14 protein-coding genes are annotated in these 20,726 nt (G+C 60.2%); 8 read left to right on the forward strand and 6 right to left on the reverse strand.

All coding sequences use genetic code 11. The annotated features are described in order from the left end of the window. Nucleotides 1-2: 2 nt before the first annotated feature. Entirely contained in the window at nt 3-467 is a 465-nt protein-coding gene (locus R6X40_RS03455) for a chemotaxis protein CheW (protein WP_113243302.1), read from the forward strand. Nucleotides 468-729: 262 nt separating this feature from the next. Next, nucleotides 730-1,389, forward strand: a complete 660-nt coding sequence (gene pncA, locus R6X40_RS03460; RefSeq protein WP_318410966.1) for a bifunctional nicotinamidase/pyrazinamidase — start codon at nt 730-732, stop codon at nt 1,387-1,389. Here pncA and R6X40_RS03465 read toward each other — a convergent pair. From R6X40_RS03465 to R6X40_RS03475, 3 genes are all read right to left on the reverse strand, one after another. Then, a complete protein-coding gene (locus R6X40_RS03465; protein WP_318410967.1) occupies nt 1,361-1,858 on the reverse strand; it encodes a CreA family protein in 498 nt (165 codons plus the stop codon). The genes pncA and R6X40_RS03465 overlap by 29 nt on opposite strands. Nucleotides 1,859-1,930: 72 nt before the next feature. Further along, nucleotides 1,931-3,181 (reverse strand): GGDEF domain-containing protein, encoded by a 1,251-nt coding sequence (locus tag R6X40_RS03470; RefSeq protein WP_318410968.1) that lies wholly within the window; start codon nt 3,179-3,181, stop codon nt 1,931-1,933. A 267-nt stretch (nt 3,182-3,448) separates the two neighbouring features. Then, the gene (locus R6X40_RS03475; RefSeq protein WP_318410970.1) at nt 3,449-4,036 is read right to left on the reverse strand and encodes a dihydrofolate reductase family protein; all 588 of its coding nucleotides are present in this window, start codon (nt 4,034-4,036) and stop codon (nt 3,449-3,451) included. Nucleotides 4,037-4,414: 378 nt separating this feature from the next. Between R6X40_RS03475 and R6X40_RS03480 the strand changes: the two genes are divergently transcribed. Then, the gene (locus R6X40_RS03480; RefSeq protein WP_318410972.1) at nt 4,415-5,557 is read left to right on the forward strand and encodes a DUF2778 domain-containing protein; all 1,143 of its coding nucleotides are present in this window, start codon (nt 4,415-4,417) and stop codon (nt 5,555-5,557) included. A 230-nt stretch (nt 5,558-5,787) separates the two neighbouring features. Then, on the forward strand, nt 5,788-6,867 hold the full coding sequence (locus tag R6X40_RS03485; RefSeq protein ID WP_318411312.1) for a FecR domain-containing protein: 1,080 nt from the start codon (nt 5,788-5,790) through the stop codon (nt 6,865-6,867). Nucleotides 6,868-6,941: 74 nt separating this feature from the next. Here the strand turns inward: R6X40_RS03485 and R6X40_RS03490 are convergent, their stop codons facing one another. Further along, nucleotides 6,942-9,113 (reverse strand): adenylate/guanylate cyclase domain-containing protein, encoded by a 2,172-nt coding sequence (locus tag R6X40_RS03490; protein WP_318410973.1) that lies wholly within the window; start codon nt 9,111-9,113, stop codon nt 6,942-6,944. A gap of 220 nt (nt 9,114-9,333) precedes the next feature. Between R6X40_RS03490 and R6X40_RS03495 the strand changes: the two genes are divergently transcribed. Both R6X40_RS03495 and R6X40_RS03500 read left to right on the forward strand, forming a co-directional pair. Next, on the forward strand, nt 9,334-11,136 hold the full coding sequence (locus R6X40_RS03495) for a diguanylate cyclase (protein WP_318410975.1): 1,803 nt from the start codon (nt 9,334-9,336) through the stop codon (nt 11,134-11,136). A 205-nt stretch (nt 11,137-11,341) separates the two neighbouring features. Next, on the forward strand, nt 11,342-12,838 hold the full coding sequence (locus R6X40_RS03500; protein WP_318410976.1) for a nucleobase:cation symporter-2 family protein: 1,497 nt from the start codon (nt 11,342-11,344) through the stop codon (nt 12,836-12,838). Between the two features lie 240 nt (nt 12,839-13,078). On the opposite strand, the gene R6X40_RS03505 is transcribed toward R6X40_RS03500, so the two are convergent. Further along, complete coding sequence (locus tag R6X40_RS03505) at nt 13,079-15,574, reverse strand: ATP-dependent helicase (RefSeq protein WP_318410978.1); 2,496 nt, start codon at nt 15,572-15,574, stop codon at nt 13,079-13,081. A gap of 103 nt (nt 15,575-15,677) precedes the next feature. Then, complete coding sequence (locus R6X40_RS03510) at nt 15,678-16,088, reverse strand: carboxymuconolactone decarboxylase family protein (protein WP_318410980.1); 411 nt, start codon at nt 16,086-16,088, stop codon at nt 15,678-15,680. Nucleotides 16,089-16,297: 209 nt separating this feature from the next. Here R6X40_RS03510 and R6X40_RS03515 point away from each other — a divergent pair, with 209 nt between their 5' ends. Further along, a complete protein-coding gene (locus tag R6X40_RS03515) occupies nt 16,298-17,521 on the forward strand; it encodes an efflux RND transporter periplasmic adaptor subunit (RefSeq protein WP_318410981.1) in 1,224 nt (407 codons plus the stop codon). Continuing rightward, entirely contained in the window at nt 17,518-20,658 is a 3,141-nt protein-coding gene (locus R6X40_RS03520; protein WP_318410983.1) for an efflux RND transporter permease subunit, read from the forward strand. The genes R6X40_RS03515 and R6X40_RS03520 overlap by 4 nt, the downstream gene beginning before the upstream one ends. Nucleotides 20,659-20,726: the final 68 nt, after the last annotated feature.

Raw genomic sequence — 20,726 nt, forward strand, 5'->3', positions numbered from 1 at the left:
TCATGTCAAACGCAATCAAGCAGTCCGGTGCCTATCTGGAAATCGTTTCTTTCCATCTGGGCGATCAGGAATTCTGCATCGACATCATGGCGATCCGTGAAATTCGCGGCTGGGCACCGGTGACGCCGATGCCGCATACGCCGCCTTACGTTCTCGGCCTCATCAACCTGCGGGGCGCGGTGATCCCGGTCATCGACATGGCCTGCCGTCTCGGTATGAAGATGACAGAGCCGTCGGAGCGCTCGGCAATCATCGTTACCGACATCGCCGGTAAACTCGTCGGCCTTCTGGTCGAGCAGGTTTCCGATATGATGACGATCAAGAGCGAGGCTTTGCAGCCGGCACCGGAGATCATTCCAGAAGCGCAGCGCGCCTTCTGCCGTGGCATCGTTGCCCTGGAAAAGAGCATGGTCTGCTTCCTCAATCTCGATACCGTTATCGCCGACGAGCTGGCGCAGGCCGCTTAAGCCAGTCGCTTTGAACTGAAAAAGACGCCACCGGTGAACCGGTTGGCGTCTTTTTGCGTTTTGGCATCTGCGAGGTTTGCGAAATACGCCGACTGCATTGTGCGTTGCAGCAGTTGCGAATAGCATTCCTGTGCGAAGCCTAACTCTAAAGCGCGTAGCGATCCTTCAGATTCGCTCGCGCGCTTTAGGTCTTTGTTTTTACGCGTGTGGTTTGCGCAAATCCGCTGCGCACCTTTGCGCGACATGCTTTGGGAGATTGCCCGTGAAATGCCTGCTGCTCGTCGATATCCAGAACGGTTTTTGCTCCAGGGGAAACCTTGCTGTACCCGATGGCGAGGCGGTCGTGCCTGTTGCCAACCGTCTGATGGTTGAGGGCGGGTATGATCTGGTTGTTGCGTCTCAGGACTGGCATCCGGCAGATCATGGTAGCTTCGCCTCGCAGCATTCCGGCCGCCATCCCTTTGAAATGGGGACGCTTCACGGCAAGCCGCAGATGCTCTGGCCGGATCATTGCGTGCAAGGGACGGTCGATGCGGATTTCCATCCTGTGCTCGACATCAGCCGCATCGACTATGTGCAGCGCAAGGGCGAGGACAGGACTGTCGACAGCTATTCCGCTTTCCGCGACAATGATCGCGAGGCGCTGACAGGGTTGTCGAAATATCTGGTCGATGCCGCCATTGATGAACTGGATATTTGCGGTCTTGCAACAGACTATTGCGTCAAGGATTCTGTGCTTGACGCAATGCTGCTGGTTCCCGGTGTCCGCGTCCGCGTTGTTGTCGACGCTTGCCGGGGCATTGATCCAGATGGTGTGACAGCGGCGATTGCCGAGATGTCGGCAAAAGGCGCGCAGATCGTCACATCCGCTGAGGTGCTCAAGGGTGACACCGCTACTTCGGCGCACCTTTTTCCCAGGTAACCGGCTGTTCGAACAGCGGAATGGTCGAGATCGACATCTTGGCGGAACCGTCGGTCAATTCGCGCGAATGGGCGAGATAGATCAGCGTGTTGTTCTTCTTGTCGTAAACCCGCGTGACGACAAGCTTTTTCCAGATCAGCGAGAGGCCCTCGCGAAAAACTTCCTCGCCGCCTTGGTCAAGCTCGATGTCGCCGATCGTCACCGGTCCGGTCTGGCGGCAGGAAATCGAGTTGTTCGACGGATCCTCGAACCAGTTGCCGTTCTTCAAGCGGTCGATGACGCTGCGGTCGAAATAGGTGACATGACAGGTGATACCGGCGACCTTGGGATCGCTGACGGCATCGATGGTAATGTCATTCCCGAGCCAATCGACGCCGACTTCACCCACCGTTTCGGCTTTTGCTGAAAAGCCGGCAAGGCTTACTACCAGAAGAGCGCAGGCGCTGATGGAACGGATGGGAAGCGGCATTGTTGGTTCTCCGGATGCGATGCCAACTCACATAGGATGGGTTGACGGCAATGCAAGCGGCGAACGTGGAGATCAGCCCGTGTTTGACAAGGGCTGTGCCGGGCCGACGGTGGCGCGCATCTGGGCGGCCGCTCCGGCAAGGGCGCGGGCGCTCGCAACGGATGCGGCATGCAGGCTCCCGGCGATGCTCAGTCTGTCACGCCCCAATGCCTTGGCCTCGTAGAGCGCCACGTCCGCTTGCACCATGGCGTCCGCCAACGAGCCGCCCGGACTGACCATGGCAATGCCGATGCTGACCGTGAGGCTGATCTCTGTGCCCGTGTTCGCCCGCGCAGGCGTCGTTCTGACGGCGGTACAAATCGCTTCGGCGATCTCCGTCACATCCAAACGGCCGGTGCCGGCAAGGGCGATCCCGAATTCTTCGCCTCCCAGACGTCCGAGGATACCACGTCCAGCCAGCGTCTCGCGGACGATATGGGTGAAGTGCACAAGAGCGGTGTCGCCACCGGCATGGCCATGGAGGTCGTTGATCTGCTTGAACCGGTCGAGGTCCAGCAGCATGAATGCCGTCTGCCGGCCGGATACTGCAGCCGTCGAAGACATACGTTCAAATGTGGTCATGAAGGCGCGGCGTGACAGTGCACCGGTCAGGTCGTCATGGGCGATCATGTGGCGCAGGCTCGCGATCATCCAGCCATGCAGCATCAGGATGATGCCCAAAAAGAACAGCGGCGTGATCAGCAGACGTGCCACCAGATACGCCGTTGTCCAGATCGGCGGGTCAAGGATGTCGCCCACAGCATCCAGACCGGCCATGACTGTTGCGACCCGAAAGGCGTCAAGGCCGGCGACTAGGAAAGCCATGACACAGCAAAACAGCATGTAGGGACCGATCGCCCGCTCCCTTGGCCAATTGCGCAGGATGGTCGCGCCGGTGAGAAAGCATATCAGACTCAAAACGCCGGCGCCGACCGATATGCGCGCCGCATCATCGTCGGTGACATAGCTGAAGAACAGGAGCGCTGTGGTGACGCTGGCAAGGACAATGGCAACCGGCCATGCGTCGAGCGGCTTGCGGCCCAGGAATTGCTGGAAGCCTCTCAGCATCAAAAGACCGGCGGCAACCGCCAGTATCCCCTCGAGGATGGTGTGAAACCACACCGGCTCGATACTTTCCGCCATCGCGACAGATGCCGCGAGCGTTGTCAGCACACACGCGGCGCTGAAGCTGGCAATGCCCGGTACGCCGGTCTTACGCAGCGACAAGAGCACGGGAAACATGACCAAAAGGGAAATGACTGCAATGGCGGAAAGAAAGCTCATGGGCGCGGATTCCTGCCAAGTGGCGCTCAAAAAAATTGGTCCGTTCACACGGATAAGGCCGAATTCGTAATATCGGCGATTTAATTTTTTCAGCCGAAATTCGCTGCAATTTTAACCAAATGGGTTGCTGGGCCACAATTTCCACGGGTATCTCCGGAGTGGTCGCTCAAACTTGCCCGCGGGCCGTGAAAACGGTTTTTTGATTGCACTCGGGCGGCTCTCGCTGATGCCATTTTCACAGATGATTCGCAGGCAATATGCCGCCCTTCAAACTTGCCGATTGAACCGCAAATGGATCGCCAGCGGGCTCGATACGGCAGGCATCGCCTGGAGATGTGCGACATCCTGCAGGGTTTCGAACAGGCGCGTTCCCTGACCAAGAAGAACCGGAGCGATGTGAATGCGCAGTTCATCAAGCAAGCCGGCTTCGACGAACTGCCGTGCCGTCGTTGCTCCGCCCATGACGCAGACGGCCTTTCCGCCAGCTTCTGCCCGGGCTTTTGCCAGCACCGCCTGCGGCCCCTCGTTGACAAAGTTGAAGGCCGTTGGCCCCATCACGTGCTGGCCGCGCAAACGATGGGTCATGACGAAACAGGGCATGCCGAAGGCACCGTCTTCGCCCCATTCCGGTACGCCCACGTCATAGGTCGTGCGGCCGATGATGAAGGCGCCGGTTTGGGAGAACATCTCTTGCGCCGCCTGCTGATCGGTCTCGTTCGGTTGCTGCCCATCACGGCCGAACAGCCAGGCCTGCAGCGCGTCGCCACTCCTGCCGAGCGGGTGTTCATGGGAGGTATCCGGGCCAGCGGCAAAGCCATCAAGGGACAGGCTGATGTCGAGAAAAACATGGCTCATGTGAGCGTCTCCTTATTCTCGCCAAAAATAAAAGGTCTGAGACCGGACGCAAATGCAGCTTTTTGAGCTTCAGGTTGAATGCAAGCGTTGATGCGCCGGTGTTTCAGCTGATTGTCAGACCATGATGTCCTGGCGAGGGATGGCTGCCTTCTTCGCTTTTTTGCCTGCGGCAGGTGCCGCTCTCCTATGCCCACCTCGCTCCCTGATATTCTTGGAGCCCGTGTAAAGGAATTGGTTACCATACTTTGTCATTCTTTGGATCGACCGGCAGGCCCCGGCAAGCGCGCAGTTCAGCGCATCGTGGGCCTTGGACCGGCCTCGGCGGCAATTCGTCTTGTTGCTTTCCGATTGAGTAATGCGTTTCGGGTAACGAGTATCATGGCGTTTGCAGCAGAAAAATGCAGTCACCCCGCGTCTTCCGGCGGGGCGCGTCCCAGGCCATTATCACGGTTCCTTACGGTTGCGACCGTTGCCGGCATCGGCATTGCGGCCTCCGTCTGGATGGTCGCGACCTTCGCGGCGTTGCAGAATATGGGGTCTTCGCTGCCGTCCAACAAAGGTCCGCGGCTTGAGGCGTCACTGGGGCTCAACCCGATCATGCGCGCCGTGCCGCAACAGCGTGTCGTGCGCCTTTCCAAATTTTCGCGGCTCACCGTTTTGCCGCGCATGAACCTCGTCGCCACGGCCGCTCCGCAAAAGGGCATCGTTGCTGTCGCGATGGTCAAGCCTGCCGTGGATTTTGCCGAAAAGACACAGGTTGTGGCGCTGGCGAAGGCTGCTGCTGACAGAGGCGATGCTGTCATTACTGGTTCGACGCCGGTGACGGCCAATGCGCTCGTCGAGACCGTGTCGCTCAAGGAGCAGGGGCTTGGCAAGCCATTCAGTCTGGTCATGCCGGAACCGGCTTCGTCGCTGAACGGCATGTTGCCGGATCTCGGGCCGTTGCCACTGGCTAAACCGCGAAGCTTGGCCGATGCCGTCCGCAAGCCTGATGACAGGACCACGAAGCCGGCAGCCAAGGAGCTTGCCTACGCCAAGCCTGATTTCCCCATGGACGACGATAACGAGGTTCGCCCGGCGTTTCGCGGTAAAAGGGGCGTGGCCTATTACGATATCTCGGCGGGCGTGGTCTACATGCCGAGCGGCGAGAAGCTGGAAGCACATTCCGGTATCGGCAAGATGCGCGACAATCCTGACTATGTTCACGTCAAGATGAAGGGCCCGACGCCGCCCGGCACCTACAAGGTGACGATGCGTGAATCGCTCTTCCATGGCGTTGCCGCCGTGCGTCTGACGCCGGTGGATGGCGTAGCACCCCATGGCCGTGACGGCCTTCTTGCACACAGTTACCTCTTGAGAAACCGCGGCGATTCTCACGGCTGCGTTGCCTTTGAGGAATATCCCCGCTTCCTGAAGGCGTTCAAACGCGGCGAGATCACCCATATGGTCATCGTCAAGAGCATGAAGGGTTTCTCTGCACCCAAGCGCACCTTCGCCTCGCTGTTTTCCAAGGGCGCATAGACCGTCGAACTTCGATTTACGCCAGGATTTGACGATACCCATCACGGGCGCGAAACCTCAGGGCTTCGCGCCCGTGATGCGTTTTGCCGCCCAGTTCAGTCTTGGATGCCTGCAAAGTTCGGGCGGGGACGGCCACTGCCGCCAATTTCCGGGCCTCGCAGATCGGCCATTCAGGGATTGAAAGACAGGTAATTTAAGTTGTGCTAATGTACGGGCCTTGGGAGGGGGACATGTTTGCTCCTTATCGGGTAGGCGTCGTTGCGTTTGGTTTGCTGGCCGTCGGTGCAGCGCCGCTGAAGGCGACTGAGTCGATCGGCAAGGCCGTCGAAATCAAGACGGCAGTGACGGGAGGACGTGGTGACCTGTCGGTCGACGATCCGGTGTTCCAAGATGAGCGGATTCGCACGTCCAAATCGGGCCTCGGCCAGTTCATTTTCCGGGATGGCACCAAGCTCGCCGTTGGTTGGGGCTCCTCGGTCGTGGTCGATAAATTTGTCTTCGACGGTTCCAATTCTGTGAAGAAGCTGACGATCAAGGCGGCCAAGGGAACCTTTCGTTGGGTCAGCGGAAAATCCAACCACACTGCTTATGAAATTGTGACACCGGCCGGGACGATCGGGGTTCGTGGAACCGCATTTGATTTCTATATCGGAGGGGACGGCACAACGGCGATGGTCCTGCTCGGCGGCGCGGCCAGTTTTTGCGGTGCAGGCGGCTGCCGTCAGTTGACCCGGCGCTGCGATTACGTCATCGCAAAACCCAACGGATCGTTGACTGCAACGCGCCGGGTTGACCGCAGCGTGTTCAAGTCGTTGGGAAATGCCAGGGCGCTGCCCTTTCTGTCGGGCAATCAGAAGCTCTCCGCCAGCGGCGGCTACGGAGCTTGCGGCCTGGCCAGAGCCGATGACATTCAGCGCGATGACCTTAACCGCAGTGTTCCCAATCAGGTACGTCCAACGCAGCAGACACCCAACAAGCCGGAGAAGGACCCCAAGCCAGATAAGGACCCCAAGCCCGACAACGATAAACCGCACCAAGACCGTGACCCCGGCAAACATCAGGAGCACCACGACAAGGGGCACGACGAACATGAGCATCGCGGTGACCACGACAAACCCGACAGGCCGGATGGCGACCGGGACACGCCTGACCGGCAGCACGATGGCAAGCAGGGCGACCGCGATCACAACAGCCACGACGATAACGGCCACAATGACAAAGGGCATGATGACAACGGTCGCGATGACAAGGGGCACAGTGGCAGAGGGCACGATGATCAGAACCGCCATGACAGGGGCAAAGGCAATTGACGATGGCGAGCAGCGGGTATCGAGGGGAGGATATCATGCCGCGCCCACGCTCACCCTTGCAGACATAGGCTGTGTCAATTGATAGGCCCGCGCTTTTTTTGAGCTACACTGTGCGAAAAATGTTCTGTCCTGCGTGAGATGCGACGGTAGAAATCCGTCAAATTCACTGGCAAATCTGCCGCTTTCAACTTAGCAGCCCGCAGAAGTTTTCGTGTCGCCGGCGACCGGGAGGCGAGAGCGCCGATCATTTGTGCATGGATGTGTTTCAGGTCGCGAAATTCCTCCGATAAGGCGAGGCGTTCATCGCCGATGACGGCGAATGTCCGGGTCCGGGTACTCTTGCCCTTGAGCGGCAACGCGCCTGCGTCGAGCAGGGCGTATTGTGATGCAACGTTCGCCGTACTCTCCGACACGAGAATATCGAAGCCAACGTCCTTGCAGGCCGTCTCGATGCGCGCCGTGACGTTGACCGTGTCGCCAACGGCGGAATAGTTGAAATGTGTCTCCGCCCCCATGTTGCCGACGCAGGCGAGCCCGGTATGAATACCGATGCCGATGCCAACGCTATGCGCGGAGCCAAATCCAAAGGCGTCTTCGGCGTTGAGGTGCGCAAGGGTTTCCCGCATGGCCAATGCTGCGCGGACGGCCTTGCCGGGATGATCGCTGATATCGACGGGGGCGTTCCAGAAAGCCATGATCGAGTCGCCGATGAACTTGTCGAGCGTGCCTTCATTGGCGATGACGTGGCGGCTCAGCGCATCGAGAAAGGTGTTGAGGAAGCCAACGACTTCGGCGGGCGTCAATCGTTCGCTGATCTCGGTGAAGTTTCGAACATCGACGAACATCACCGTCAACTCCCGATCATCGCCACCCAGACGCAAGGCGCCCTGGGTATGCTCGATGCGGTAGAGCAGCGACGGGGAAAGGTAGTGACCAAAGGCCAGTCTGACTTCCCGGCGCTCCCGGTCAATCACCAGGAAGCGGAATGCGGTTGCCGCGAAATGCGTGATCGACCCGCTGATGATTGGCGCCAGCGGGTCGAACAGAAGCCCGCCATAGATGAAGGCGAACCAGGAGGCGGCGACAGCCAGCGCCGTGATCAGCAACCCGCAGGCGAGAGCCACCGCCGGGCTGACGAAGGTGGTCAGGAAGACCAGAAGGCTGCCTGCCAACGCGATGGACAGGATTTCCAGTCCATCGGCCCAATCCGGCCGCGACAGAAAATGCCCTGACAGGATCTGCTCGACGATCTGTGCCTGAAGCGAAACGCCGGGAACGTTCTCCCCCAAAGCGGTTGTCCGGATATCCTGCAGACCGGCAGCCGATGTTCCGATGAAGACGATACTGCCTTGTATGGCTGCCTCAATTTCGGACGTGGAACCACCGTCCGTCAGTATATTCCGCGCCGAAATATATCTGTCTGCGTTATCCCGGCTGACGTAGAGCCACAGCTCTCCCGCTGATGTCACCGGGATGACGAACTCACCAACCTTGATCTTCGTGATGGTATTTGCGACGTCGGGCGCATCGGCAAGCACATAGGTGGATGCCTCCTGCGCGACGCGCAAGGCCTCCAGTGCAAGGTTGGGATAGAGTTGATCACCGTCGCTCAGCAAGAGCGGAACGGTGCGCACCACAGCCGACGGATCGCCGGGATTGAGACTGATATGTCCAAGGCCGGCCGCTGCCGCCTCAAGCTGCGGCCGAAGGGGTGTCGCGCTCTGGATGCGGGGCGGTGCATGGAAGGGCGGTTCGCCGGTAAAGGCAAAGCCGGCCTTCATTTCGGGGCGGTAGTTCCCTTCATTCGAGAGCGCAAAGCCCAGGATGATGGGTTTTTCCGTCATTGACTGGGCGAAAATTTCATCGTTGTCCGGCAAGCGCGCAAGCAGCGACGGATCGATCCCCGGGACATCGCGAATGACGGTGCGTGGCGACAGGCGGTCCGGTTCCGAGAAGAGGATGTCGAATGCAATGGCTGCCGCTCCCATCTGCGAGAGCCTGTCTACCAGTTTGGCCATGCGATCCCTTGGCCAGGGCCATTGACCGAGCTCGCGCAGGGACGCTTCGTCTATATCAACCACGCGGACCGGCAGATCCTGAAATGCGCGCGGTGCGAGGCGCTGATATTCGTCGAACGCCACGTCGCGGGCCTGCATCATCAGCTGCGGATCGCTTGCCCGCAGGATCGTGAGGGCCGCGACGATCACAAGACCGACAATGACGCCAACTTGCTGCGCGCGTGTCATGAACAAGCCATCCGCCCCAGAGGTTCGGCCAGCCTAACACAACCGGTGCCGATGCGGAAAAGAGGCATATCTGACGCCTGTAGGGACCAATGCGCGCTGCCTGCTGGCAGAACGATAAGGACCATCGGGACCAGTCCCGTTCACCACGCGCAAGTATTGGGAATTGCCACTGCAGGCACTGTGCTTTAAGCCCGTTTTACACTCTTAACTGGCGGCTTTTATGCGAATCAATGCGATCACGAATTGGGCCTACGCTGTTACGGTCGTGCTGACAGCGCTTTCGGGTGGTGCGTTTATCCTGTCGACCAACAGCGCCAATGAGGAGCGTCTGGCGGTTGAAGAACATCTGGCGTTCGATACGCTCGCGGAGGAACTGGCGCTCGGAGCCGAAGAGCGAACCGACGAAGCCCGTCTCTATGTCATGCGCGGTGAAGAACGTCATCTGGAAGCGTTCCATGTCAGGGAAGGCGAGGAGCACCGTCGCGAGGCGGCCATCAAGAATGCCAAGGCTCAAGGGGCTTCATCCACCGAACTGGCAGCACTTGCAGAGGTCGAGCAGGATGCCGAGGCGCTGGACAAGATCGAGGCTGCCGCAATCGACACCTATCGGAACGGGGACCGGACGGCGGCACAGCAAGCGCTCTTTGGTGCAGAACACGAACGCCTGCAGACGGACCTGCTTGATAGTGTCGGGCGCTTCCGCGATCTGACCGCTGCCCGTACCGGCGCTGCGTTGATTGATGCGCGATTGCGTAGCGATTGGTTCGGTGTTGTCGCCAAGACGATGCTGGGGCTGACGGCGGCGCTATTCCTCGGCGTTCTTTATTTCGTGCTGAGGCGGCGCATTGCCATGCCTCTGATGCACATGACCGGCATCGTCACGCGGTTGGCAAAGCAGGATTATGCCGTGGAAGTTCCGCTGGATCAGCGGCGCGATGAAATCGGCGAGATGAATGAAGCCATCCATATTTTCCGAGCCAACGGGCTGGAGCGTGACAGGCTGGATGCGGAGCGTAGGCTCGATCAACAGACCAAGGATTTGATCCTGCAGATGATGCACCGGCTGCAGGCTTGCCAGACACAGGGCGAACTGGCCGATGTGGTGGCGCGGTTTGCACCGCAGATATTTCCCAATCTTGCCGGCCATCTCTATGTCCTCAACGAGAGCAGGACATTGCTAGCGACTGTCGGCAGCTGGCTCGAGCCGCAGAAATCAGCCGAATCCTTTGCCTCCAGTGCCTGCTGGGGATTGCGGCGCGGCCGCCCGCATCTGAGCAATCGCGGCCAGAGCGACATTGCCTGCCAGCATCTCGCTGACAGCAACTCTGCCGGTCTTTGCGTGCCGCTGACCGCGCAGGGCGACACGATCGGGCTTCTCTATTTCGAAGAACGGTCCGAGGCACTTGCAGAGGTCGAAACCTCGCGCCTTTATCTGGAGCTGATTGCCGAAAACATCGGTCTGGCCGTCGCCAATCTGCAATTGCGCGAAAAGCTGACCCATCTTGCCGTGCGTGATGCGCTGACGGGGTTGTACAACAGGCGTTGGCTGGACGAGACCCTGAACAGACACGCCCGCGAGGAGGCTGCAAATCCGCTCGTCTGCCTGATGATCGACATCGACCATTTCAAGCGCTTCAACGACGAGTTCGGCCATGATGCAGGTGATGTCGTCATGCAGTATGTGGCGCAGATCGTCATCGACGCGGTGGGCGAGGCAGGCAGCGCCTACCGCTTCGGCGGTGAGGAGTTCACGGTGCTTTTGCCCGGGATGACCGAGGCGGCCGGTTTCGAGTTTGCCGAACAGCTGAGGACCAAGATCGCAACAGCGCCCCTGTCGCATCGCGGCCGTATCCTGGGTTCGGTCGCCGTTTCCATTGGCGTGTCATCGGCTCCTGCGGGCGGCACAGTGCCGACATTGCTGACGCGGGCAGATGCTGCGCTCTTGAACGCAAAGGCCGGGGGGCGCAACATGACAGTGTCGGCGGCGGAATTGATCCTGGGTGACGTGCGGAATACGGCGTAGGGCTTTCTCCCGCCCGTCCGCAGGTGTTTTTCGAGCCGGTACAGGGCGTTCAAAAATCGCCAATGTGGCGGGCCGTTTCGTTCTAAACGCAAAAACACTTTCAAAAAAAACGCATACAGTCAAAAATCGGCAGCCCGCTATGGTTCCAAGACATGCATTCGGGAGAAATGCATGGAAGCATGAACGTGTTCTGGGAGGAGTGGTTTTGCTGCAGAGGAATGTTGAAACGGCGCAGGTGATCCGGCCGGAAGATGAGCGGCTGGGTGCAGGTGCGACTGCGGTCTATGGGCTTCAGCATGTGCTGACCATGTATGGCGGCATTGTCGCCGTGCCGCTGATCGTTGGCCAGGCCGCCGGTCTTTCGCCGGCCGAGATCGGCCTTCTGATCACCGCATCGCTGTTTGCTGGCGGTCTTGCAACGCTTCTCCAGACGATCGGCTTGCCGTTCTTCGGTTGCCAGCTGCCTTTGGTGCAGGGTGTTTCCTTTGCGAGCGTTGCGACGATCGTGGCGATCCTCAGTGGTGGCGGCGAAGCGGGCGGGCTGCCTGCGGTGCTCGGTGCGGTTATGGTTGCCTCGTTTGTCGGCTTGCTGATCACACCGGTCCTGTCGCGAATTACAAAATTCTTCCCGCCCTTGGTCAACGGTATCGTCATCACCACGATCGGGCTGACGCTGATGCCGGTGGCCGCCAACTGGGCGATGGGCGGCAACCGCAGTGCCCCGGATTTCGGCAGCGTAGCCAATATCGGGCTTGCGGCGCTGACGCTGGTGATCGTGCTTTTGCTGAGCAAGGTCGGAAATGCCTCGATTTCCCGGCTGTCGATCCTGCTGGCAATGATCATTGGAACGATTGCTGCCGTGTTCTTCGGCATGGCTGATTTTTCCAAGGTCGGAGAAGGGCCGTTGGTTGCCCTGCCATCGCTGTTTCATTTTGGTTTGCCGGTATTTCATCTGGCAGCCGTCATCTCGATGCTGATTGTTGTGATGGTCATCCTCGTCGAAACCTCGGCCGATATTCTTGCCGTCGGGGAAATCATCGAGACGAAGGTGGATTCCAAGCGGCTCGGCAACGGCTTGCGCGCCGACATGCTGTCGAGCCTGATCGCGCCGGTTTTCGGATCTTTCACACAGAGCGCCTTTGCCCAGAATGTCGGGCTGGTGGCGGTGACGGGGGTAAAGAGCCGCTACGTCGTCGCGGCCGGTGGTCTCATCCTGGTGACGCTCGGCCTGTTGCCGGTGATGGGGCGGGTGATTGCCGCTATTCCGCCATCGGTTCTCGGCGGCGCCGGCATCGTGCTGTTCGGCACGGTGGCTGCCAGCGGGATCCGGTCGCTATCAAAAGTCGACTACGGCAACAACATGAACCTGATCATCGTTGCCACCTCGCTTGGCTTCGGCATGATCCCGATCGCCGCGCCGCAATTCTACCATCACTTCCCGGCCTGGTTCGAGACGATCTTCCATTCCGGCATCTCATCCTCGGCGATCATGGCGATCTCGCTCAACCTGCTGTTCAACCATTTCAGGACGGGAAATTCGGACCAGCAATCGGTGTTCGTGGCGGGGACGGAGCGCAGCCTGCGCTACCAGGATATTTCCGAACTGCACGACGGCGACTATTTTCAGGGCGGCAAGTTGTTTGACGCTCAGGGTAACGAGGTGCCGGTCGTGGCACAGCCAGGGCGGATGAGCGCGCATTAGGCGAGTTACTGCTGGCTTTCGAGGGCTGCCCTGTCTTACAAGAGGTGAGGGCGGTTTGGGATCGTGCCCGCCAATGTGTATCCTCGGGGCAAGCCCGGGGATGACGGACGAGCGACCGCTCAAGGACGAGTGCTGGCTTTGCGCTTTTCCCGGAGGAGTTCTCTCATCCCGCTCTGCCTGTCACGCAAGGTCGTCACCCTCGGGTTCGACCCGAGGATCCACTCGCAGGCCGAACCGATCTCACACCTTCTCGACAAACCCGTCCAACACCCGCTTCTGCCCAGCCCGGTCAAAATCGATCGTCAGCTTGTTGCCTTCGATCCCGGCAATATTGCCGTTGCCGAACTTGATGTGGAACACGCGGTCGCCGACCGAGAATTTCGAGGGTTCGTCGATCTTTGATTTGGCGATCAGTTCGCCGTCGATGGTGCGGGCCTTCGGGCCGCTTTCACCATAACCGATGCGTTCGATCGAGACGCCGGAGCGGTTGCCCCAGTTGTCGCGGGTGGCGTCGGTCTTGTTGGCCTGGGCGCGTTTCCAGCCGGGGGTGGAATAGGTGTTGGCGAATGGCTCCTGCTTGTCGAAGCGCGATTGCCCGTAGCCGCCGCGATTGTAGCCGCCATAGGATTGTTCGGCTTCCGAGACTTCGACATGGGCCGTCGGCAGTTCGTCAAGGAAGCGCGAGGGCAGGGTGGATTGCCACAGGCCGTGGATGCGGCGGTTGGAGACGAACCAGATGTGGCAGCGGCGTTTGGCGCGCGTCAGGCCGACATAGGCGAGGCGGCGTTCTTCCTCCAGACCAGAGCGGCCGCCTTCGTCCAGCGCCCGCTGGTGCGGAAACAGGCCTTCTTCCCAGCCGGGCAGGAAGACGGTTTCGAATTCCAGGCCCTTGGCCGAATGCAGCGTCATGATCGAGACGGCGTCAAGCTCGGCGTTCTGCTCGACATCCATCACCAGCGCGATGTGTTCGAGGAAGCCGCGCATGCTCTCGAACTGTTCCATCGAGCGGATCAGTTCCTTCAGGTTTTCCAGCCGTCCGGGTGCCTCAGCCGATTTGTCGTTCTTCCACATGTCCGTATAGCCGGATTCTTCGAGAATGGTCTCGGCAAGCTCGGTATGTGGTGTGTTTTCGAGCAGCCCCTGCCAGCGCTGGAACATCGATACGACATCGAACAGCGACTTGCGCGGCTTGGGCTTCATTTCGTCGGTTTCGATGATATCGGCAGACGCTGCCAACATCGGTGTATCGCGCTTGCGGGCATAGTCGTGCAGGGCGCGCACCGTGGTGTCGCCAAGACCGCGCTTCGGAGTATTGACGATGCGCTCGAAGGCGAGGTCGTCGGCCGGCTGGCAGACGAGGCGGAAATAGGCCAGCGCATCGCGAATTTCGAGGCGCTCATAGAAGCGCGGGCCGCCGATGACTCGGTAATTGAGGCCAAGCGTGACGAAGCGGTCTTCGAACTCGCGCATCTGGAAGGAGGCGCGCACCAGGATCGCCATGTTGTTGAGCGGATGTTTTGTGCGCTGCAGCTGCTCGATCTCTTCGCCGACAGCGCGAGCTTCTTCTTCTGAATCCCAGGCGGCGTGGACCTGCACCTTGTCGTCGTTGGGATCGACGCGGTCTGTGAACAGCGTCTTGCCGAGGCGGCCTTCGTTATGGGCGATCAGATGGCCGGCAGCACCGAGAATGTGTTCGGTGGAGCGATAGTTGCGCTCCAGCTTGATCACCTTGGCGCCGGGAAAATCCTTGTCGAAGCGCAGGATGTTGTCGACTTCGGCACCGCGCCAGCCATAGATCGACTGGTCGTCGTCGCCGACGCAGCAGACATTTTGAGGGGTTCCCTTCGGCCGCTGGGCAAGCAGCCTGAGCCACATGTACTGCGCGGTGTTGGTGTCCTGATACTCATCGACGAGGATATAGCGGAACTTGTCGTGATATTCGCGCAGCACATCCGGATTGAGGCGGAACATGCGGATCGGATGCAGCAGGAGATCGCCGAAATCGCAGGCGTTCAGCGTCATCAGCCGTGCCTGATAGGCGGCGTAGAGTTCGCGGCCCTTGCCATTGGCGAAAGAGCGGGCGTCCCCTTCGGGGATTTCGGCAGGGCCGAGGCCCTTGTTCTTCCAGCCGTCGATCATCTGGGCGAACTGCTTGGCGGGCCAGCGCTTGTCGTCGATACCATCGGCCTGGATCAACTGCTTGACCAGGCGCACGACGTCGTCGGTGTCGAGAATGGTGAAAGAAGATTTGAGGCCAACCAGTTCGGCATGGCGGCGCAGAAGCTTGACGCCGATCGAGTGGAAGGTGCCCATCCACGGCATGCCCTCGACGGCACCGCCGACGAGGATGCCGACGCGCTCCTTCATCTCGCGGGCCGCCTTGTTGGTGAAGGTGACGGCGAGTATCTGGGAGGGGAAGGCGCGGCCCGATGCAAGGATATGGGCGATGCGGGTGGTGAGCACGCGGGTTTTGCCGGTGCCGGCGCCGGCAAGCACCAGAACCGGACCGTCGATGGTTTCTACGGCTTCGCGCTGTTCCGGGTTGAGACCGGAAAGATAGTCCGGCATCCGGTGCTGGTCGCGGGCCGCCATGGCGCGCGCGGCGATGCCACTGACCGGCGCCGGGCTACTGCTGCCGGTAGGGGCAGGCGGTGCTGGTTGCGGGCTTCCGCCACGCGGAGCGCGGGGTGCCGGCTCCTCGTCGAAGAAGGGAATATCGTCAAAACCATTGCTCATGCGGCTCAATGTAGTGATTCGGAGCCGAAAGGCCAGAATTCCGTTCTGCTTTTATTCCATCAAGTCCAGCTTCTTTGTGGAGACATTCGCTTTTCTGCCGCGATCAGGGCCGATGATCAGCATCAAAGGCCGGATCGACGGGGACCTGCAGGGCGGTCGCCAGCTGGTTGGTCTTGGCGGCAAGCGCAATGACGCGCAGCAGATCGGCGTGCTGTTCGGCCGTCATACCCTTGGCCTTGGCGGCAGCCGTATGCGAATGAGCGCAGTATCCGCAGCCATTGGTGACGGAGACGGCGATATAGAGCATTTCTTTGACGAGCGGATCGAGTGCGGATGGCGCGGCCATCACGGCTTTCACCTCGGCCCAGGTCTTTTCGAGCAGATCGGCATCGAAGGCGAGATAGTGCCACATGTTGTTGATGAAGTCGGATTTGCGGGTGGCGCGGATGTCGTCGAAGACGGCTTTGACGCGGGGATTGGATTCCGGGTCCTGGTGTTTTGCGATGGTGCTCATGGGTTCCTCCGATGAGCCGAAGTTATGGGCGGCACAGCGTCTTGTCGAGCGACGGGACGGCCAGACGAACGAAAAAGGGCTTTTGTTACAATTGCGTAATGATGGCATTCAAGCATTGCCTGCAGTGCAGCAAAAAGAGATAGTTGCCGCAATATCGGGGTTCGTGCGCCAGAAAGGCCGAAGCCTGCTTAATCAATTTGGAGTTTTGCATGCGGCTTTGGAAGCAGCTTTTGATCTGTCTGATCATTCTTGTCGTCGGCCTTGGCGTCTGGGTTCGCTTCGTGCCGGGTGCCGGCGCGATGCTGGCGAAGATTGGCGTTCCGGATCAACTGGTTGCCTATGCTGCAAAGCCTGCGGATGCTGCCAAGGATGGTGGCGGGAAAGGTCAAAATCAGGGACAGGGACAGAGCGGGCGCGGCCAAGGCGGCGGCGCGCCGCTTGTCGTCACACAGCCGTCCGATACTGCTGTTGTGAACGACAGGTTGAACGCGATCGGTAACGGCGAGGCCATCGTGTCGGTCGCAGTGACACCGCTTGCTGTCGGAAATCTGACGGAAATCCTGGTGAAATCCGGAGACCGTATCGAAAAGGGGCAGGTCATTGCCAAACTTGACAGCGACGAGCAGAAGATTGCCGCAGCTCAAGCCAAGGTAGCGGTCGATAGCGCCCAGGAAAAGGTCGAGCGCAATCGCAAGCTCGGCAATGCCGTTTCGGTTGCCATCCTGCGCGAGGCGGAATTTGCCATGCAGGCTGCCCAGTTGGCACTGCAGACGGCGGAGCTGGACCTGAAACGCCGCGATATCGCGGCTCCTTCCGGCGGCATCGTCGGCATCATCACCGCCAATCCAGGCGATTACATCACCACCTCGACGCCGATTGCCGTGGTCGATGACCGTTCGCAGATTCTTGTCGATTTCTGGGTGCCGGAACGGTTTTCCACCAAGATTTCCGTCGGCCAGGAGGTTTCGGCTAACGCAATCGCGCTGCCGACCTCGGAACTGTCCGGCGTCATCGATGCTATCGACAACCGTGTCGATCAGGCCAGCCGGACGCTGCGGGTCCGGGCGCGGATCGACAATCCCAATGATACGCTGCGGGCTGGCATGTCGTTTGCCGTCTCCGTACGGTTTCCTGGCGACAACTATCCCACCGTCAATCCGCTGGCGATCCAGTGGAGCGCCGACGGCTCCTTCGTCTGGCGCGTCGAAGAGGAAAAATCGCAGCGGGTTCCGGTCAAGATCATCCAGCGCAATTCCGACAAGGTGCTGGTGGACGCAGAACTTGCCAAGGGCGATGCCGTGGTGATCGAAGGCGTGCAGCGGCTGCGTGACGGCGGCGCAGTACGCCTTGCCGGAGAGCCGCGCCAGCAGAAGCAGAAACCGCAGCAGGCTGATACGGAACAGAAGGTTTCCGAGGCGGAGGCCGCGAAATGAGCGGCGGTTCCGGGCACAAGGGTTCCGGCGGCGCAGCCGGCTTCACAGCACTTTTTATCCGTCGGCCGATCTTTGCGCTGGTCGTCAACACGCTCATCATCGTCGCGGGTCTGGCGGCATTGAACGGCATCGAAATCCGCGAATTGCCGCAGGTCGACCAGCCGGTGGTTTCGGTCAACACACAGTTCGACGGCGCCTCGCCGGAAACGGTGGACCGCGAACTGACCTCGGTCATCGAGGGGGCCGTTTCGCGTGTGCAGGGCATCAAGGATATTTCCTCGACGTCGCAATACGCGCAGAGCCGCGTCACGCTGCAGTTTTCCGATACGACCGATATTGGCCAGGCTTCCAACGATATCCGCGATGCGCTCGGCCGCGTCAGCAACCAGTTGCCAGATGACGCCGACGAACCGCGCATCGTCAAGGCCGATGCCGACAGCCAGCCGATCATGCGGCTGGCGTTGACATCCGATACGTTGTCGATGGAAGACCTGACCCTTCTGGCCGAAAATGACGTGACCGACCGGCTGGCTGCCGTCGAGGGCGTTGCCGACGTGCAGATCAACGGCGACCAGGAAAAAATCTTCCGGATCGACATCAACCAGTCGAAGCTTGCCAGCCGGGGCCTGACGGTTGCCAATTTGCGCACCGGCCTTGCCAGCGCCTCGCTCGATGTGCCGGCGGGCTCGCTGACCAGCGCCAACCAGGATATTTCGGTGCGGGCCACCGCCGACCTGCAGACACCGGAACAGTTCGAAAATCTCATCCTTGGCAACAATGTGCGTCTTGGCGATATCGCGACCGTGACGCTTGGTCCGGATATCGGCACGTCATCGCTGCGCTCGGACGGGCGTCAGGGCATCGGCCTTGGTATCATCCGGCAAGCGCAGTCCAACACGCTCGATATTTCCGAGGGCGTGAAGAAGGCTGTGACCACCATTGCCGAAATCCTGCCGAAAGGAACGCAGCTCAAGGTTACCAGCGATGACGCGGTGTTCATCGAAGGCGCCATCCACGAGGTCGAGATCGCACTGGTCGCCTCGGTGCTGATCGTTACCTTGGTCATTTACATGTTTCTGCTCGATTGGCGGGCAACACTCATTCCGACCCTGACCATGCCCATCGCGCTGATCGGCACCTGCGCGGCGATCTACATGGCCGGTTTCTCGATCAACATCCTCACACTTCTCGCCATCGTTCTGGCGACGGGGCTGGTGGTGGACGACGCGATCGTGGTGCTGGAAAACATCGTGCGACGGCGAAGCGAGGGCATGGGGCCGCGTGCTGCTGCCGTGCACGGCACACTCGAGGTATTTTTCGCCGTTATTGCCACGACAGCGACGCTGGCTGCGGTGTTCGTACCGCTGTCGTTCCTGCCGGGGCAGACAGGCGGGCTGTTCCGCGAGTTCGGCTTCGTGCTGGCCTTCGCTATTCTGTTGTCTGCCTTCGTGTCGCTGACGCTCTGCCCGATGCTGGCGTCGCGCATGCTGAAACCCCATGCCGAGAACCATGGTCACACCGGCTTCATGGGCCGGATCGGTGCGTTCGCCGCTGCGTTTTACAAGCGGACATTGCGGGCGTGCCTCAATTCACCGCTGATCGTTTTCATGGTCGCCATCATGGTGACGGCCGCGGGTGGCGGCGCCTTCACGCTGCTGAAGTCCGAGTTGACACCGACCGAAGACCGGTCGCGCATCATGGTGCGGATCCAGGCACCACAGGGGGTGTCACTGGAATATACCCAGGCCCAGATGCGCCGGGTCGAGGATGGTCTGAAGCCGTTGGTCGACAATGGCGAGATCGCCAATGTCTTCTCCGTGTCCGGCCAGGGCGGGTCGGTCAATACCGGCTTTATGGTGCTGACGCTGGCGCCCTGGAGCGACCGCGGCCGCACCCAACAGCAGATCTCTGCCGATATCACCAAGATAACGGCGAATATCCCCTCGATCCGCGCCTTTCCGATCCAGCCAAACAGTCTTGGCATTCGCGGTGCAGGCAACGGTCTGCAGGTGGCGCTGGTTGGCAACGACTATGCGAAACTCGGCGATGCCGCCTCAAAGCTGGTGCGGCAGATGGAAGACAGCGGCCGCTTCGAAAATGTCCGCCTGAACTATGAGGCCAACCAGGCACAGCTGTCGGTGACGATCGACCGCGAACGGGCATCTGATCTCGGCATCGATATCGTCGGCCTGTCGGCAGCGCTGCAGGCAATGCTTGACGGCAACAGCGTGCTCGACGTCTATGTCGATGGCGAATCCTATCCGGTCAAGCTGTTGTCGACGACCAATCCGGTCAATGATCCCACCGACCTGCAGAATATTTTCCTGAAAACCGGCGATGGCAAGATCGTGCCAATGTCGACCATTGCTATGGTCGAGGAAAAAGCCGTTGCGCCGCAATTGTCGCGCGAGCAGCAACTTCGCTCCGTTTCGCTGTCGGCTGGCCTCACCTCCGGCATCGCGCTCGGCGATGCGCTGACCATGGTCGAGCAGATGGCCGAACCCTTGTTGCCGCCGGGATCGCGTGTGGTGCCGCTCGCCGAGGCTGCGACCCTGGACGAGAACGCCAACGGCATGTTCGTCACCTTCGGCTTTGCCCTCGTCATCATCTTCCTGGTGCTGGCGGCGCAGTTCGAAAGTATCGTCAGCGGCCTGATCATCATGTCGACGGTGCCGCTCGGGCTTGCCTGCGCCGTGTTTGCCATGCTGCTCACCGGCAATACACTCAATATCTACAGCCAGATCGGGCTGGTGCTTCTGGTCGGCATCATGGCGAAGAACGGCATCCTGATCGTCGAGTTTGCCAACCAGCTGCGCGATCGCGGAGAGGACCTGCGCTCGGCGATCGAAAACGCGGCGAATATTCGTCTGCGCCCGGTGATGATGACGATGATCGCCACGATTACCGGCGCGGTGCCTCTGGTGCTGGCGAGCGGGGCCGGTGCCGAGGCCCGCGTTGCGCTCGGCTGGGTGCTGGTTGGCGGTCTCGGGCTTGCAACCGTGGTAACGCTCTACCTCACGCCCGTCGCGTATCTGGTCATTGCCCGCTTTACCAAGCCGCAAATCGATGAGGAGCGGCGGCTGCAGAACGAGATGCAGCATGCTGAGACGTTGCAGCTGGCTGAAGCTGCAGAATAACTGGCTCGGCGGCGACCGGGCGTTCGCCGCCACTTTCTCTATTCTCCATCACAGCGGTGCATAGGCTA

Origin of the sequence: Rhizobium sp. PL01, assembly GCF_033447125.1 — a bacterium.
In the GTDB taxonomy this organism is placed as follows: Bacteria; Pseudomonadota; Alphaproteobacteria; order Rhizobiales; family Rhizobiaceae; genus Pararhizobium.